Origin of the sequence: Flavobacterium sp. N2550, assembly GCF_025947265.1 — a bacterium.
GTDB lineage: Bacteria > Bacteroidota > Bacteroidia > Flavobacteriales > Flavobacteriaceae > Flavobacterium > Flavobacterium endophyticum.
The window spans coordinates 1,218,663-1,235,822 of the sequence record NZ_CP110007.1 but is presented as its reverse complement, the minus strand read 5'-3'; the positions used below and the strand labels follow the sequence as shown (position 1 = coordinate 1,235,822).

Below are 17,160 nucleotides of genomic sequence, written 5' to 3'. Positions count from 1 at the left end.
CAATTATACTCATGCCTTTCCAATTCAAGCAATTCTCTGTAGAACAAGACCGTTGCGCTATGAAAATTGGAACAGACGGCGTATTGCTAGGTGCTTGGGCGCCTCTACTAAACAATCCTTTTAGTGTTTTGGATATCGGGGCGGGAACCGGAATTATTTCGTTGATGATTGCCCAAAGAAGCAATGCGGAACAAATTGATGCGCTTGAAATCGACGAAGATGCGTACGAACAGGCTGTAGAAAACTTTGAAAACTCTCCGTGGGGCGACAGGCTGTTTTGCTTTCATGCTGGATTAGACGAATTTATGGACGAGCCAGAAGACGAATACGACTTGATCGTTTCTAATCCGCCATTTTATACCGAAGATTACCAATCCGGAAACGAACAACGCGACTTAGCCCGTTTTTCGGACGCCTTGCCTTTTGAAGATTTGGTAGAAGCCGCTGATTTATTGCTTTCTGAAAACGGAATCTTTGCAGTAATCATACCTTTTAAGGAAGAAGAAAAATTTATAGCCTTGGCAAAAGATTTCGACTTGTTTCAGATGAAAATCACACGCGTCAAAGGAACACCTTCTGTCGAAATCAAGCGTAGCCTTTTGGCTTTTAGTAGAAATTCTGCCGAAAACTTTCCAGTTGACGAATTAGTCATTGAAACGTCCAGGCATATTTATACTCCCGAATATATTGAATTGACCAAAGACTTTTATTTGAAGATGTAACTCTTTTAAATAAAAATTCTATTACCCAAAGAAACTTCAAGCAATAGAATTGATACTTTTTTGTGTCATAAATCTAAGAATCTGTTCCGCAAAGCAGTTTTGTCAATATTTCACAATTGTCGGCATGTCCAACAACAAGAGTACCTGACCCTGGGCAAATACAAGCAATGATCGGATCTCCTCCACCGCCTCTAATTACACCATTACCTTTAATTGATTTTTGTTCACCATTGCTTAATTCGTGAACACCTTCTAATTTTAAAATGTTTTCTAACATACTGTAGGTTTTAAAAATTATGAATAACCCAATCATTTAAAGACACTTAGGTTTTATGTCTGAACTACCTTAAAATATTCATTTTTTTATTTTCTGAAATTTTGTTTTTATAAAATTGTAAGATAAATGTAACAAAAAAATAGTTACACTGAATAGGCTTCCTTCAATTTTATGAGTGATTTTTTATCAAAAACGCAATTATTGAAGCTATTACCGAAAACATATTAGTCGTTTCTAACATTTGCTAATTGTTTTGTTGCAATTCTTTATGTAAGTTTGCAAACGTTTTCGCAGGAAACAAAAACGAGTATAAAACATGAAGGCGATACTTACGCAAAGCCTTCCAAATGATAAAAAAAATGAGACCCGATCTTTTTCAAGCTCCAGATTATTACCTTTTAGACGAATTATTGTCAGACGAACATAAAATGGTACGTGATGCGGCCCGCGAATGGGTAAAGCGTGAAGTATCTCCAATCATCGAGGACTATGCTCAAAAAGCAGAATTTCCAAAACAAATCATCAATGGTTTGGCAGAAATAGGCGCTTTTGGACCTTACATCCCAGAAGAATATGGCGGTGCTGGCTTAGACCAAATTTCGTATGGCTTGATCATGCAAGAAATTGAAAGAGGCGATTCAGGCGTGCGTTCTACAGCTTCTGTTCAGTCTTCCTTAGTTATGTATCCGATTTGGAAATACGGTAACGAAGAACAAAGAATGAAATACCTTCCAAAACTAGCTTCTGGCGAGTTCATTGGATGTTTCGGACTGACAGAACCAGACCATGGTTCTAACCCTGGAGGAATGGTCACTAATTTTAAAGATAAAGGCGACCACTATTTATTGAACGGTGCCAAAATGTGGATTTCAAATGCTCCTTTCGCAGATATTGCTGTAGTTTGGGCAAAAGATGAAACAGGAAGAATCCACGGACTGATTGTAGAAAGAGGTATGGAAGGCTTCACGACTCCTGAAACACACAACAAATGGTCGCTTCGTGCTTCGGCAACTGGAGAGCTTATTTTTGACAATGTAAAAGTTCCAAAAGAAAATTTATTGCCAAACAAATCGGGTCTCGGAGCTCCGCTTGGATGTTTAGATTCGGCTCGTTACGGAATTGCTTGGGGTGCTATCGGTGCCGCAATGGATTGCTATGATACAGCGCTGCGTTATGCTAAAGAAAGAATCCAGTTTGACAAGCCAATTGCTGGAACTCAGCTACAACAGAAAAAATTAGCCGAAATGATTACTGAAATCACAAAGGCGCAATTGCTGACTTGGAGGCTGGGTGTCTTGAGAAACGAAGGAAAAGCAACTTCTGCTCAAATTTCTATGGCTAAAAGAAACAATGTTGATATGGCTATCAATATTGCTAGAGAAGCAAGGCAAATTCTTGGAGGAATGGGAATTACGGGCGAATATTCAATCATGCGACACATGATGAACTTAGAATCTGTAATTACATATGAAGGAACACACGATATCCACCTATTAATTACTGGATTGGATATTACCGGAATTCCTGCATTTAAATAATAAACAAATATTAAAGTATCATAAAAAGCTTCTCTATAATGGGAAGCTTTTTTACATTTGTAAAAATCCCTCGTCATGAAAATTGAAAACATTAACGCCAGTATCCAGCCACAAAAAGATATTTTATTAAATCACCCGTTGTACAAAAAAGTACAAAACCTTGAAGATTTACGTCGATTTTTGGAAAGTCACGTATATGCTGTTTGGGACTTCATGTCGCTATTGAAAGCATTACAATCCAAATTAACTTCGACAACAACACCTTGGCTTCCTGTCGGAAATCCAGAAATCCGCTATTTGATTAATGAAATTGTCTTGGCAGAAGAAACTGACTTAACTCTTGATGGAAAAAGACAAAGCCATTATGAGATGTATATCGACGCCATGAAAGACTGCGGTGCTGATATTTCTGAAATCCAAAAATTTTTAGAGAATGTCATCACAACACAAAATATTTATGTCTCTATTAAACAGAGCGAACTGCACCCTAAAATAAAAGCATTCTTGGATTTCACCTTCCGCGTTATTGACGAAGGAAAGCCGCATGAGATTGCCGCCGCTTTCACTTTCGGAAGAGAAGATCTGATTCCTTCGATGTTTACGGAAATATTAAAGAATTTTCAAGAAAATTTCCCAAATACCGACTTGAGAAAACTGATCTATTATTTTGAAAGACATATCGAACTGGATGCAGACGAACATGGTCCGATGGCGATGCAAATGATTGAAGAATTATGCAACAATGACGACCATAGATGGCATGAAGTAAAAGAAGTTTCGATTCAGGCTCTAGAAAAAAGAATCGGTCTTTGGGATGCTATCGAAGAACAGATTTCAATGAAGGCCGAAATGGCTTAAAATATAAAACGGCAAATCTGCCGTTTTTTTATGCCTGCATCTTACATTGCATTTTATCTATCGGCAATTTCTTCTTATCAATCTACAAAATATTCTTATCCGTATATTAAAAGAAATTAACAAGACAATAGAGTTTACTTTTAGGCTCGATTTGTATGTATTAGGATGTCGAAAAGCAATTGCATATAAACAAAACAGTTTTTTCTTACTATTTAGATTAGTTTTAAATTATTTTTATTAAAATATGCTTTTAATTCCTAGATATTTATAACTTAGCGCACTTTTTACAATAGAAAAATAACAAATCCTATTTAAATAATTATTAATTACCCAACTTTCATATTCAATGAAAAAAATTACCCTCTTTAAATTTTTAATAGTAGTGTGTCTTAGCGTAGCAAGCGTTGATGCTATTGCACAAAATGTACCTCAAAAAGAAAGAACTGTCTTTGGAAGAAAAGTCCAAAGCATCAATCCAAAATCAGGATTAATCAGATGTGTTTCTTCTGAATACGAATTATTCTTACAAGAGCAAGATCCTAAAAGGGCAACAAATCAACAATTCGAAGAATGGATCGCTCCAAAAGTAGAAGCTATCAAATCAAAATTATTAGCAAGCAGAGGCACACAAGGAACTGCTGCTGTAGTTACTATCCCTGTTGTAGTGCATGTTATTCATACTGGTCAAGCAGTTGGTACTAGCAGAAATATTTCAGATGCTAGGGTACTATCACAAATTACAGTCCTAAATCAAGATTTTAGAAAAATGCTAGGAACGCCAGGGCACAACACCAACCCAATAGGTGCTGATGTTGAAATCGAATTCTGTTTGGCAAAAGTAGATCCAAGCGGAAATACAACTACTGGAATCGATCGTATTAACAGAAGCACGACTTGGAGTTATAATAATATTCAAACGATTTTAAAACCACAAACACAATGGGATCCTACAAAATATCTTAATATTTGGGTATGTCAGTTTGGAGGAGATTTAGATGGTGTTCTTGGATATGCTCAATTCCCAAGTGGCTCAGGCCTAGAAGGATTACAAGGACCATTTACTGCTAATACTGACGGAGTAGTGATCGATTGGAGAGCCTTTGGTTCTTCAGATTATGCCCCTGGAAATTACTTTCAACAAATAGACAAAGGAAGAACTACTACTCACGAAGTAGGGCATTATTTCGGACTAAGACATATTTGGGGAGATGCTGGAAATCAAGAAGACGGCCTTAACTGTGGCGGAACTGATTACTGCGCGGATACTCCAAATGCCGGCTGGGAAAACTATGACTGTGATGATGTTTATGACTCATGTCCAGAAGAAGGAAACGACATGACAGAAAACTATATGGATTATACGAATGACACCTGTATGAATATCTTTACTTTAGATCAAAAAGCAAGGATGATGGCCGTACTACAAAATTCTCCAAGAAGAAGCACATTGCTAGCTTCTACTGTATGTCAACCACCTTTAAGCAATCCATCATTTGAATTATTGCAAGGAATAAAACTATATCCAAACCCTGCTAATGAGGTTTTAAACATTGCTGTTTCAGGTAATATGACTCCAGACAGCTATACAATTTATAACAGCTTAGGACAAACTGTTATGCAGGTTACTACTGTTTCAGAATCTAATTTAAAAGTAAATACTTCAAATTACGCTACTGGAATCTACATGATACGTTTTACAAAAGACAATCAAAGCAAGACTTTACAGTTCGTTAAAAACTAATAAGTTCTACTCTAATAAAAAAGCCTCCAAATTGGAGGCTTTTTTATTTTTTAATATTCTGGTGCTAATTCTATTTCTAAGCCATCCAGCTCTTCCGTAATATGAATCTGACATCCTAGACGACTGTTTGATTTGACAAAAAAAGCTTCCGAAAGCATGGCTTCTTCATCATCGCCCATTTCTGGCAATACAGTATCATTTAAGACATAACATTGGCAAGAAGCACACATTGCCATACCTCCGCAGACACCAATGGTTCCTTCGGGCGCTAATTCATAAGCACGAACCAGCTCCATGATATTCATGTTCATGTCTGTCGGTGCTTGGACTTCATGCGAAACTCCTTCGCGATCCGTTATTTTTATAGTAACGTCTTGAGACATTTTTTAATCTATTGATTTTACAACTGCTTTTTCGGCTTCCTTTCGCGTTCCGTCAAAGCCATCGACACCAGAAACTGTAGTGTATTTCAGCACATATTTCTTACCCGGATTCAATTTGTTATAAACACTTTGGCACATCAATGTCGCTTCGTGGAATCCACAAAGAATCAATTTCAGTTTCCCTGGATACGTGTTCACGTCTCCAATAGCATAGATACCCTCGATATTCGTTTGATAATCTAGTGCATTGTTTACCTTGATTGCGTTTTTTTCGATTTCGAGACCCCAATTAGCTATGGCTCCTAATTTTGGAGACAATCCGAAAAGCGGAATAAAATAATCGGTCTTGATAGTCCTGTGTGCCCCATTTTCATCTATATCGATCGATTCTAAATGTTCGGCTCCGTTTAATCCTATGACTTCCGCTGGAGTTATAAGATGGATTTTTCCGGCATGTTTCAATTCTTGTACTTTTTCTACCGAATCTAAGGCACCGCGGAATTCATTTCTCCTATGGATCAAAGTTACTTCTGAAGCTACATTGGAAAGGAAAATACTCCAATCTAGCGCCGAATCTCCTCCTCCTGCAATTACTATTTTCTTATTGCGGAATAATTCCGGATCTTTTACGAAATATTCGATTCCTTTATCTTCATAAAATTCGATGTCTTCGATCAAAGGTTTTCTTGGCTCAAAACTTCCCAATCCGCCTGCAATAGCAACAGCTTTGCACAAATGTTTTGTTCCTTTATCTGTGGTGACGATAAAAGTCCCATCTGCTTGCTTTTCAATCGTTTCTGCTTTTTCGTTCAGCGTAAACCCTGGCTGGAACTGTTTGATTTGTTCCATAAGGTTATCTACTAAATCCCCTGCCAACACAGAAGGATATCCGGGAATGTCAAAAATTGGTTTCTTAGGATAAAGCTCTGACAATTGGCCGCCTGGCTGTGGCAGAGCATCGATAATATGGCATTTTAATTTTAGCAGTCCTGCTTCAAAAACGGCGAATAATCCAGTGGGTCCGGCGCCGATTATTAGTATATCTGTTTCAATCATTTCTTTACGATTCTGAAGTTTTTGGCTTTCTGAGGTACAAAATTCAGAAAACCAGAAGTGTTTTTCTATGATAAATATCATGTCGCTGGACCGCGTGAGTGATTGCAGCGAAAATCCTTTTGTCCATTAGATTGCAAGGCAACGAAGCAATCTTGGCAAAAGATTGTAGCGAAAAGCACGACCGCAGGAAAATCCATCAGGCTTTTTCATGGGGTCACGCCAAAAAAAATTTAAGCTACATTGACCACAGTTTCAATCTGCGGCGCATATTTTTTTATGGTAGTCTCAACACCAGCTTTCAGCGTCATCTGGTTCACGCTGCATCCGACGCATGCTCCTTCGAGACGAACCTTGACATGTTTGTCGTCTTCAATCTCGATAAGCGAAATATTTCCACCGTCTGATTCAAGAAAAGGACGGATCTCGTCCAATGCTTTCTCTACGTTTAATTTGATTTCTTCTGTTGTCATAATTTTGTTTTTTGGATTATTCGGATTTTTCAAGCGTTAGATAAATAGGGTCTAACGGATTTTCTAAATCTAAAAAATCTTATTTTTTTACTGCAGAACATCCAGCCATTGTCGTGATTTTCACGGCTTCTGACGGCGGCAGGTTTTCGTTTCTGCTTACGGTTTCCTGAACGACATTTCTAGCAATTTCTTCAAAAACTTTTTCTAATGGAGAAGCTGTCTGCAAAGCCGCTGGACGACCATAATCTCCAGCCTCACGGATGGACTGAACGATTGGAATTTCTCCTAAAAATGGAACCTCAAGATCTTCTGACAAATTTTTAGCTCCTTCTTTTCCAAAGATATAATATTTATTTTCTGGAAGTTCTTCTGGCGTAAAGTAAGCCATGTTCTCGATAATTCCCAATACAGGAACATTAATCGAATCGGATTGGAACATCGCTACTCCTTTTTTGGCATCTGCCAAAGCTACAGCCTGCGGCGTGCTCACAACAACAGCACCAGTAATTGGCAATGATTGTACGATAGACAAATGGATATCACCTGTTCCTGGCGGCAGGTCAATCAGCATGAAATCTAATTCGCCCCAATCTGCATCAAAAATCATTTGGTTTAAGGCTTTTGAAGCCATCGGACCTCTCCAGATTACCGCCTGGCTTGGAGCTGTAAAAAAACCTATTGAAAGGATTTTCACCTCATAGCTTTCGATCGGTTTCATTTTGGATTTTCCGTCAACGGTAACTGAAATTGGCTTTTCAGATTCAACATCGAACATAATTGGCATAGACGGGCCATAAATATCTGCGTCTAATATTCCGACGCTAAAGCCCATTTTTGCTAAAGTTACTGCCAAGTTTGCCGTAACTGTCGATTTGCCTACGCCTCCTTTTCCAGAAGCGACCGCAATAATATTTTTGATTCCAGGAATTGACTTTCCTTTGATTTCAGGTTTTTCAGGAGCTTCAACTTTGATGTTGACTTTTATTTTGGCTTCTGCCGAAATTTTTTCCTGAATGGTTTTGATGATATCGGCTTCTGCACGTTTTTTGATATGCAGTGCCGGTGTTGAAAGGGTCAACTCGACTACGACTTCGTCTCCGAAAGTAAGTACATTTTGGACTGCGCCGCTTTCAACCATATTTTTACCTTCTCCAGCAATGGTAATAGTTTCCAATGCTTTAAGAACTTCTTTTCTATCTATTTTCATTTTGGGTATAGCTCTCTTTTTCAAGCCTTTAAATTAGACTGATTTTAAATTGCAAAGATAGCATGAAAACTTCGTAATGTAAAGTTAATAGATTGAAAAAGTTTATGGTCTGATAGAGGAAATTGGGTTTGTGAATTTTGCCGATTTAGATAGCAGTTACAGTTCGTTTTTTTGGATCAAATTAATCTTCAGCGAAGCGTACTGTACTAATAAATTATTTTTCAAGAAATCGTATTCTGAAGAAAGCAATTGGTTTTTTACTGAAGTATAAATCACCGCATCAACTTTTCCACTAGTGAATTTTGCCTGTGTCGTTCTAAATGATTCTTTAGCATATTTCAACGTATTCTGCAGGTTTGAAGCCAATTGCAGGTATTGTTTTTTTCGGGCAGTTTCTAGTTCGACTTGCTGTTTGATCTTGATTTTTTCTTGTTCTGAAATCAACTTTACTCTTTCTGCTTCAATTTTAAAAGCGGTAATCTGTCTGTTTTTTCTGAATCCTGTGAATACGGGAACATTGAGCCTAAGCCCTACTTCATGGTTTTTGTTGTCATCAAATTGGGATTTAAAGCTGGGCACAGTAGTATTAGGCTGGTTTATCGGTGAAGAATAAAACGTAGAAAGGCTATAAAATCCTGAAATAGAAGGAAGGTTTTCGGATCTAAGAATTGAGATTTCTTTTTTGGAACTTTTATAGGCTAAATCGGCATATTCGATTTTTGGATTTTTAAAAAGCGATTCGCTTTCGGTCTCCGTTTCTTTAGCAAGATAGACTTCAAAGGTAATGGCTTCGAGGTTTTCTACAGGAAAATTCATCAGCTGAAAAAGCTGCAGTTTTTGAGTTTCAAACAATTGCTGTGCTTCAAGCAAGCGTTTTTCATCTTGCGAAAAGCTCAATTGGATGTCATACAAATCACTTTCCGGCTTATTGCCGATTTCTACTTCTTTCTTGATTCGGTCTAAGTTGAAAGTCGTGTTTTGAATCTGCTCTTTTTGGATTTTGACTAATTCCTGCGAAAACAAAGCATCGAAGTATTTTTCCAGAAGCTGCAGCTTGTATTCGTATTCGATTACTTCTTTGTCTGCTTTGGCCAGTTCAATGTTTATCTTATTTCTTTGGGCAACGGCTAAGTTTCCAAAATTTAAAAGACTTATGTCTGCTCCAAGATTCAGGTTATCGTATTGGATATCAGAACTCACCCTATTATTGGTGCTCGGATCGATAGTAGAACCAAAATTATAGTTGTGATTGCCCGTTAAGTTTACCGTTGGAAATAATTCCAAGAGCGGATGCGTATAAAGCTTCTTGGCTTTGTTGATTTCGAGCTGTTTGATTTTTATATCGATGTTGTTTTCTAAAGCGATAGCAAAACACTTTTGCAATGACCAAGAATTTTCTTGGCCATTAACAAAAATGCTCGAAGTAATTAGGAGCAAGCTCAAAATTAGTCTCTTATTCATATTTTAAATATTTTAAAACATTGACTCTTGTGGCTTGATACGCTCTTGACAATACGACTAGCAGCATCAAACATAGAAGAGCAATAAAACCAATTATAAAAGGAACAACAGAAATATCAATACGGTAGGCAAAGTTCTCCAGCCATTTGTTTAACAGGAAATAAACAGGAAACAGAGCAATAAGGAATCCGATGATACAGAAAAGCACATACTGCTTGGAAAGCTCTTTCAACAGTATTTTTGTTTCTGCTCCTAACGTTTTTCGGATGGCTATTTCCTTCATTCGTCGCTGGATCGAATAGGATGCTAAAGCAAACAAGCCGGAAAGTGCAATGAGTATCACGACAATGTTCAGCAATGAAAATAAGTTTCGTTGGTTTACATACGCTTGGTAGGATCTTGCGTAGCTTTTGTTTACAAAATCGTATTTGAAAGGGTATTCGGTATCGACTTTCTTGATCCAAAAACTCTCAATTTCCTTGAGGGCACTTTCCATGTGCTGTGCTTCTATTTTTACAAAAACCTTGTTTGCATTTTGAATCATCCAATTGATTGTTTTATAATGGAAAATCGTCATTGGCGAAATTTCATCTTGCGGGCCACTGATATGAAAATCTTTGGCGACACCCACAATTTTTAATTTTTTGTCATTCCAATTGATTTCTTTTCCAAGAGGATCTTTTTCTTTCATCAGCCTTATGGCTGTTTCATTGAGAATGATAGAATTTACGGTATCAGATGAAAACGAAGCAGACAAGTCCCTGCCTTCTGCTATTTTTATTTTCATCATGTCCAGCATTCCAAAATCAATTGCCATATTTTTTCCTTGAACGCCTATGCCTTTGTAGTCAAATCCAGAAGAAGCCTGAGCACCGCTTCCAAAATCAAACGACCCGATAGAAACTTGTTGTACTCCTTTTATCTTTAATAATTCTTGTCGGATCGTTTCATAACGACGTACTATATTTTCCAGATAGCCTTTTTCGCGATAATCATACGGGTTTCTATAGCTCACCTGCACGACCTGATCTCCTTGGAATCCTAAATCTTTAGAAGTCATATAGGAAACCTGCTGATAAACAATATAGGAGCCGACAATAAAGAAAGAAGCGATAGCAAATTGCAGGATAAGCATTCCGTTTCTAAGCCAGATTCCGTTTTTGCTTCTTCCGAAGTTGCCTTTTAAGACTTTTAAAGTCTCAAAGTTAGACACGTATAGCGCTGGGAAAATTCCTGCGAGTACTACTACCAATCCGAATATCAATAGGATCTGAAGGTAAAACTGTCCGCTATGAATAAGAAGATCTTTTCCTAAAAACTCATTATAATACGGCAATGAAAGTTCTACGATTACCAGCGAAATCAGTATAGAAAAACCGGCCGTCAGTATCGTTTCAAAAATAAATTGCTTGACAATGTTGCTTCTGGAGGCTCCTACTATTTTCCGAACACCGACTTCTTTGGCTCTTTTGATTGCATTTGCGGTCGCCAGGTTTACATAGTTTACAATAGAAAGCGTCAAAATTAAAAGAGACAGCCCCATCATGATTAGCAAAAACTGGTAATTCCCTCTTCCTTCTGCGTAATTTTCTACAACGGAATGAAGTCTTGCCTCTGTTAAGGGTTCTAGGATAATTTTAGAGCCATGATCGCCATTCTTTTTTCGCCATTCTTCAGGACTTAAGCCTTCTTGCTTGGCCCATTTCAGGTCTCTGTTTTCATAAAGCAGTCTTTCTAATTTTAACTGTACAGATTTCGTCTGTTCAGGGTCTTTTAATTTCAGCATCAGAGCGTAATTAAAATTTCCCCATTGTGTTCTGTCTCCCTCTAGCCTGCTATCGATTGTACTGATGACAACGTCTGGAGCCATAGAAGATCTGCCTTGAATCTTATAAACTCCTCTTACCACAAACTTCTTGTCAGAACAAGCCACTTCTTTTCCTATTGGGTCTTCATTTCCGAATAATTTATGGGCCGTCTCTTCAGATAAAACAATGCTGCCTTTATCTGGCAAGGCATTTTTTGCACTACCTTTTATAAATTCAAAGGGGAAGAATTCGAAAAAGTTTTTCTGAGCATCGGTAATTTTCAGGATTTCCTTTTTGTTCTTATAGCGAACGATATCTTCTGTGTATTCATTATCAAAATAGCAATAGGATTCTAGTTCGTCATAATTTTTAAGGTAAGGTTCATAACCTGCAACATTGGTAGACCACATCATGTCTTCGCCAAGGTTAGAAATAGAAAGGAATATTCTTTCTTTATCAGGATTCCAATCGTTATAAGAATGTTCATCATTCCAATAGAGAATGGCAAAAATCAAACCTGCGATTCCCATACTTAGTCCCAAGACATTTAAAGTCGTGAAAATCTTATTGTCTTTAATTTGATAGAAAAATATTTTTAGCCAGTTTTTTAGCATTTTATACTTTTTTAAATTAATTAATTCTGTTATTGGGTCTTGAGATTATTCGTATTTCAGATATTTCAAGACATGTATTCGTGTTGCCTGATAGGCCCTTGAAATCACCACTGTCAGCGTAAGCAGCATCAACAAAAAGAAGCCTATTACAAAAGGGAGTAATGAAATGTCAATCCTGTAGGCAAAATTCTCCAGCCAGCCGTTTAACAAATAATAGACTGGAAAAAGCGCAATCAAAAAACCTATGATGCAGAAAACTACATATTGTCTAGAAAGCGTGGACAATAATGTTTTTGTATCAGCTCCTAATGTTTTTCTGATGGCAATTTCTTTCATCCGGCTTTGAATCGAATAAGAAGCCAGTGCAAATAGTCCGAAAAGAGCAATCAGGATAACTACCAGATTTAATAGCGAAAACAAATTTCGCTGGCTGATATAACCTTCATAAGTGCGTGCAAAATTTTTATCTACAAAATCATAAGAGAACGGGTATTTGGTATCCACTTTTGCCGTCCAAAATTGTTCTATTGCTGCTATGGTTTCTTCCATATTTTCTGGAGCAATTTTTATATACATCCTGCTTAAAAAATTACTTTCCGAAATGGTTTTCATGTGATAGATTAGTATCGGAGGAATCTTTCGCTGCGGTCCATAAGTATTGAAATCTTCCACAATACCGACAATCTTCAGGGTTCGTATGCCAGGATTATCGCCTTCATCTTCAAAGCGAAATTCTTTTCCGATAGGATCTTTTTCGCCCATCATTTCGGCAGTAGCTCTATTGATAAGCACTGAACTGATCGTGTCTGAAGCATAGGCCGGTGAAAGATTTCTTCCTTCTGCTATTTTGATTTGCATCATATCCAGCATTCCAAATTGCATCGACATATTTTCTATTTCGACATCTTTGCCTTTGTAATCAAAAACAGTCGTAAAATAGCCTCCACTTCCAAAAGAAAAATTACCAGATGAGACCTCTTTTACTCCTTTTATTTTCAATAATTCATTATGAATCATTTCGTAAGTATCCGCCTTCCTTATTTCATTGAGATTGATATCCAAAACTTGACTGCCATTAAAACCTAAATCCTTATCCATCATGAAATTTACCTGCTGATGGACGATATAGGAACCAACGATAAAAAAAGAGGCAATCGCAAATTGGAAAATCAGCATGCCGTTTCTGAGCCAGGTTCCTTTTTTACTTCGACTGAAATTTCCTTTCAGCACTTTCAGCACATCAAAATTGGCGATATAGAGCGCTGGAAAAATGCCTGCAAAAACAACCGTGATTACAAAAACCAAAAACAACTGAAGGTAAAACTGGCCGCTATGCATCGCCATGTTTTTTGACAAAAATTCGTTGTAATACGGCAATAAAAGTTCTACAATCACCAAGGCAAGAAGTATTGAGAATACTGTGATAATTACAGTTTCAAATAAAAACTGCCTCACTATTTGTGCTTTTGTTGCTCCAATAATCTTGCGAACACCGACTTCTTTTGCACGTCTGATTGCATTTGCGGTCGCCAGATTCACATAATTTACGATGGAAAGCACCAAGATCAGGATTGACAAGCCTAGCATAATCAGCAGAAATTGGTAGTTGCCGTTTCCTTCTGGATAACCATTGCTGACTTTGGAATGCAGTCGAGCTGTTTTTAGCTGTTCTAGATACGGAATATCCACTCCATAATTTTTAAGGAAAGCCTCTACCGAAATCCCTTTTACCTTAGCGTTGCCCTTGGCCTGCTTGTCAATATAAATTTGATAAATCTGTTTTTCGACAGCTTCTTTGGCCGATGGGTCTTTTAATTTTACGACTAAAAAACTCGTATGGCTTCCCCAATTGTCGGCATTCCTTTTAATTTCCTCTTCGTATTCTTCTCGTAAGACAGCTGTCGGTTCTACTGAGGATTTCCCAGTAATTCGATACACGCCTCCGACAACACAATTCCTTTCGCCTACTTTTATCAATTCGCCCATAGGGTCTTCATTACCGAATATTCGTTGGGCCGTTTCTTCAGAAATCGCAACATTGTTTTTTTCTTTCAGGGCTGTTTTTACGTTTCCTTTTATAAATTGGAAAGGAAAAAAAGAGAAAAAATTGCCTTCTGATCTTAAGATTTTCTTTACTAATTCTGTCTTGCCTTTGTATTCGATAAGCGCTCCATTATAACCTGGATTAAAATGGCAATATTCTTCTACTTCGGGCGAAATCTGTTTCAAACGTGCACCTAGAGGCATCACATTGTACGCTAAAAATCCTGATCGTGGCTGATTATTTACCACTTGAAAGACGTTTTCTTTTTCAGGATTCCAGCTATTATAAGACTGTTCATCATTCCAATACAGAATGGCGAATATCAAACCAGCAATGGCTATGCTCAATCCCAAAATATTCAGGATCGTGAAGAATTTGTTCTTCTTGATTTGGTACAAAAATATTTTTAGCCAGTTTGTCAGCATAAGATTGTTATTTGAGATTCATAGATTAAATCCAGCATTTAGGTATCAAGATGGTTCTTGATGCCTCTGCTTTCAATTCTTATTGACAAACTATGCTAAAACATTCACGTTTCTGCTGTTCAATTTTTCTGAAAGTATGATTCCGTCTTTCATAAAGATGGTCTTTTGAGAAAAAGAAGCGTCATAATCGGAGTGGGTCACCATTAAAATCGTGGCACCGTTGGCATGAAGGTCGGTTAAAAGTTCCATTACTTCGTTTCCGTTTTTACTGTCCAAATTTCCTGTAGGCTCATCGGCAAGAATAATTTTTGGATCGTTGATCAAAGCTCTTGCGACCGCAACCCTTTGCTGTTGTCCGCCTGAAAGCTGTTGCGGAAAATGTCTTAATCGGTGAGAAATTGCCAATCGTTCTGCCATAGCCTCAACTTTTTTCTTTCTTTCGGAAGCACCTACATTGTTATAGATCAGAGGCAGTTCGATATTGTCATAGACCGAAAGCTCATCGATTAGGTTAAAGTTTTGAAAAACAAAACCGATGTTCTGTTTCCTGATTTTTGATTTTTCGCTTTCTTTTAGTCCTTTGATTTCTTGCCCCAGCAACTTATAGCTTCCTGAAGAAACATCATCTAAAAGTCCGACGATATTCAACAAGGTTGATTTCCCGCAGCCGGATGCTCCCATAATGGTTACAAACTCGCCTTGTTTTACTTCTAGTGAAATTTCGTTTAGCGCTTTAGTTTCTACTTCTTCTGTTCTGAAAACTTTTGAAAGATTTTGAATTTTGATCATGATTTGATTTTTTTAATGATTATTCGTTTTTTGATTGATGATTGAAGATGATTATTTTTCTATCCATTGGCAGAAATAAGAGCCGCCGGTCTGTTTTCCTATAAATTTGATTCTGTATTCTTGGTCCTTTTGAAACGAAACTTCTGTCTCGTTTTTGACGTCTTCTGAAAATGTCTTTTGAAAAAGTACTTTGTCTTGACTGTCGGCAACAACCATTTCTAACTCGCCTTTGCCTACTTTGATTTCGTATTTCAATACAACAGCAATATCTTTCGAAGTATTGATCTTGACGAAGGTCTCTCCGTCATATTCGGTATATTTTGCTTTTGTAAAAGACGTTTTCGTTTCTCCACTTTTTGTCCTTGACAGGCTGTGTGAAATGTGTTCCGTGAGCTTGAATGTGTGCATTCTTCACGTCCGATTGGGCAAAAAGACTAAATGAACTCAATATCAGAAATGCTATTAATAATAAAAGTTTTTGCATGGTTATTTAAAATTTAAAATTTCTATGTCTTTATAATCTTTATAGGATGATGTCACTACTTTGTCGCCTTGTTTCAGGCCACCCAAAACTTCATAATACAAAGGATTTTCTCTTCCTAATTTGATTTCTTTTCGCACAGCCTTGTCGCCGTCTACTACAAAAATCCATTTTCCTGATGTGTCTTCATAAAAACTTCCTTTTGACAGTACCATGCTTTTCGACTTTTCAGAAAGCATCAATCGTACTCCAAAGCTCAAGCCTTGCCTTAAGTCTAATTTTTCTGTGCTCAAGAAATTAAGCTCCACTTGAAATCTTCCGCTTTTTACTTCTGGAATTACCTTCGAAACAACCACCTGAATAGTTTCTCCCTTGTATTCAATCTCTGCTTTTTGGCCTACTGAAACCTTTTCAAGATAGAATTCATCGACATCTGCTAATAATTTATAGCCTTTCATCACGTCTATTTTTCCGATGCTTTCTCCGGCCTGATAATTTTTACCTAAGACAGGTTCAAAAGAAGAAAGCCTTCCCGACAATGGTGCCGTAACCAAAAAATTCTTCTTGTTGGTTCTTAAAATCCCTAAGCTTTTCTGCATGATTGCCTGCGATTGGTTGATTTGAGAAATCTGTATTTTATTGGCTTGTTTTTCTTTTTGTATGCTTTGCTGGATTATATTTTTTCGTTCTTTTTGGAATCTGAAATTTTCCTGCGTCTTCTCCCATTCGTTTTTTGAAAGGATCTGTTCCTTGAATAATTTCTCGTTTAGTTCATATAGGCTCTTAGCGTCTAGATAATCATGCTCAATAGCAACTAGGTCTTTTGCCAAGTTCAATTCCTGATTTCTTAAATCCAGCTTCACCTTATTTAGATTGTTGATTTGTTCGATCATCGACGTTTCCTGAGTCATATAACCTAGTTCTGTGTTCGGATTATACAATCTTGCTAGCGACTGTCCTTTTTCGACGAAATCTCCATTGCCGACAAAAATTTCTTGGATTGATCCGCCTTCAATAACATTCAAGAGCATCGAATTTAAAGGTTCCACTTTGGCTTGAAAAACAATGAAATCTTCAAAATAATCATTTTCCACAGTTTTGATTGTAACTTCTGCCTTTTTTACATCCAATCCTCTTTTTTTAGTGACTGATGAAAATACAACATAAGCCGCCAATAAAAAAAGAGGCAAACCAATTAACAGGTATTTATTTTTTCTATTTTTACGAGGAACGATAGTGTCCATATTAAATTATTTGTGATACTATATAGCAATTTTGTGCCACGA

15 protein-coding genes are annotated in these 17,160 nt (G+C 37.2%); 4 read left to right on the top strand and 11 right to left on the bottom strand.

All coding sequences use genetic code 11. The features are described from left to right. Nucleotides 1–11 precede the first annotated feature (11 nt). Complete coding sequence (locus tag OLM56_RS05345) at nt 12–722, top strand: tRNA1(Val) (adenine(37)-N6)-methyltransferase (protein ID WP_264528586.1); 711 nt, start codon at nt 12–14, stop codon at nt 720–722. A 73-nt stretch (nt 723–795) separates the two neighbouring features. Here the strand turns inward: OLM56_RS05345 and OLM56_RS05340 are convergent, their stop codons facing one another. Beyond that, nucleotides 796–999 carry a hypothetical protein gene (locus tag OLM56_RS05340; protein ID WP_121376005.1) on the bottom strand — a complete coding sequence of 68 codons (204 nt, stop codon included), beginning with the start codon at nt 997–999 and terminating at the stop codon, nt 796–798. A 359-nt stretch (nt 1,000–1,358) separates the two neighbouring features. Here OLM56_RS05340 and OLM56_RS05335 point away from each other — a divergent pair, with 359 nt between their 5' ends. From OLM56_RS05335 to OLM56_RS05325, 3 genes are all read left to right on the top strand, one after another. Further along, on the top strand, nt 1,359–2,537 hold the full coding sequence (locus tag OLM56_RS05335) for an acyl-CoA dehydrogenase family protein (protein ID WP_121376272.1): 1,179 nt from the start codon (nt 1,359–1,361) through the stop codon (nt 2,535–2,537). 75 nt (nt 2,538–2,612) lie between these two features. After that, nucleotides 2,613–3,395, top strand: a complete 783-nt coding sequence (locus OLM56_RS05330) for a DUF3050 domain-containing protein (protein WP_121376004.1) — start codon at nt 2,613–2,615, stop codon at nt 3,393–3,395. Between the two features lie 382 nt (nt 3,396–3,777). After that, nucleotides 3,778–5,136: a T9SS type A sorting domain-containing protein gene (locus OLM56_RS05325; protein ID WP_264528585.1), complete on the top strand. Its 1,359-nt coding sequence runs from the start codon at nt 3,778–3,780 to the stop codon at nt 5,134–5,136. Nucleotides 5,137–5,186: 50 nt separating this feature from the next. Here the strand turns inward: OLM56_RS05325 and OLM56_RS05320 are convergent, their stop codons facing one another. The 10 genes from OLM56_RS05320 to OLM56_RS05275 form a co-directional block, all read right to left on the bottom strand. Further along, nucleotides 5,187–5,519 (bottom strand): 2Fe-2S iron-sulfur cluster-binding protein, encoded by a 333-nt coding sequence (locus OLM56_RS05320; protein WP_264528584.1) that lies wholly within the window; start codon nt 5,517–5,519, stop codon nt 5,187–5,189. A gap of 3 nt (nt 5,520–5,522) precedes the next feature. Beyond that, complete coding sequence (locus OLM56_RS05315) at nt 5,523–6,575, bottom strand: NAD(P)/FAD-dependent oxidoreductase (RefSeq protein ID WP_264528583.1); 1,053 nt, start codon at nt 6,573–6,575, stop codon at nt 5,523–5,525. Between the two features lie 230 nt (nt 6,576–6,805). Next, entirely contained in the window at nt 6,806–7,045 is a 240-nt protein-coding gene (locus OLM56_RS05310) for a NifU family protein (protein ID WP_056071984.1), read from the bottom strand. 79 nt (nt 7,046–7,124) lie between these two features. After that, nucleotides 7,125–8,252 (bottom strand): Mrp/NBP35 family ATP-binding protein, encoded by a 1,128-nt coding sequence (locus OLM56_RS05305; protein ID WP_264528582.1) that lies wholly within the window; start codon nt 8,250–8,252, stop codon nt 7,125–7,127. A gap of 156 nt (nt 8,253–8,408) precedes the next feature. Continuing rightward, nucleotides 8,409–9,713: a TolC family protein gene (locus OLM56_RS05300; protein ID WP_264528581.1), complete on the bottom strand. Its 1,305-nt coding sequence runs from the start codon at nt 9,711–9,713 to the stop codon at nt 8,409–8,411. Further along, a complete protein-coding gene (locus OLM56_RS05295) occupies nt 9,706–12,135 on the bottom strand; it encodes an ABC transporter permease (RefSeq protein WP_264528580.1) in 2,430 nt (809 codons plus the stop codon). Before OLM56_RS05295 ends, OLM56_RS05300 begins: the two co-directional genes overlap by 8 nt. Nucleotides 12,136–12,180: 45 nt before the next feature. Next, nucleotides 12,181–14,604 carry an ABC transporter permease gene (locus tag OLM56_RS05290; RefSeq protein ID WP_264528579.1) on the bottom strand — a complete coding sequence of 808 codons (2,424 nt, stop codon included), beginning with the start codon at nt 14,602–14,604 and terminating at the stop codon, nt 12,181–12,183. Between the two features lie 90 nt (nt 14,605–14,694). After that, complete coding sequence (locus OLM56_RS05285) at nt 14,695–15,393, bottom strand: ABC transporter ATP-binding protein (protein WP_121375997.1); 699 nt, start codon at nt 15,391–15,393, stop codon at nt 14,695–14,697. Nucleotides 15,394–15,444: 51 nt separating this feature from the next. Next, nucleotides 15,445–15,801 carry a hypothetical protein gene (locus OLM56_RS05280; protein WP_264528578.1) on the bottom strand — a complete coding sequence of 119 codons (357 nt, stop codon included), beginning with the start codon at nt 15,799–15,801 and terminating at the stop codon, nt 15,445–15,447. Between the two features lie 78 nt (nt 15,802–15,879). Beyond that, nucleotides 15,880–17,118: an efflux RND transporter periplasmic adaptor subunit gene (locus tag OLM56_RS05275; protein ID WP_264528577.1), complete on the bottom strand. Its 1,239-nt coding sequence runs from the start codon at nt 17,116–17,118 to the stop codon at nt 15,880–15,882. Between the last annotated feature and the right edge of the window lie 42 nt (nt 17,119–17,160).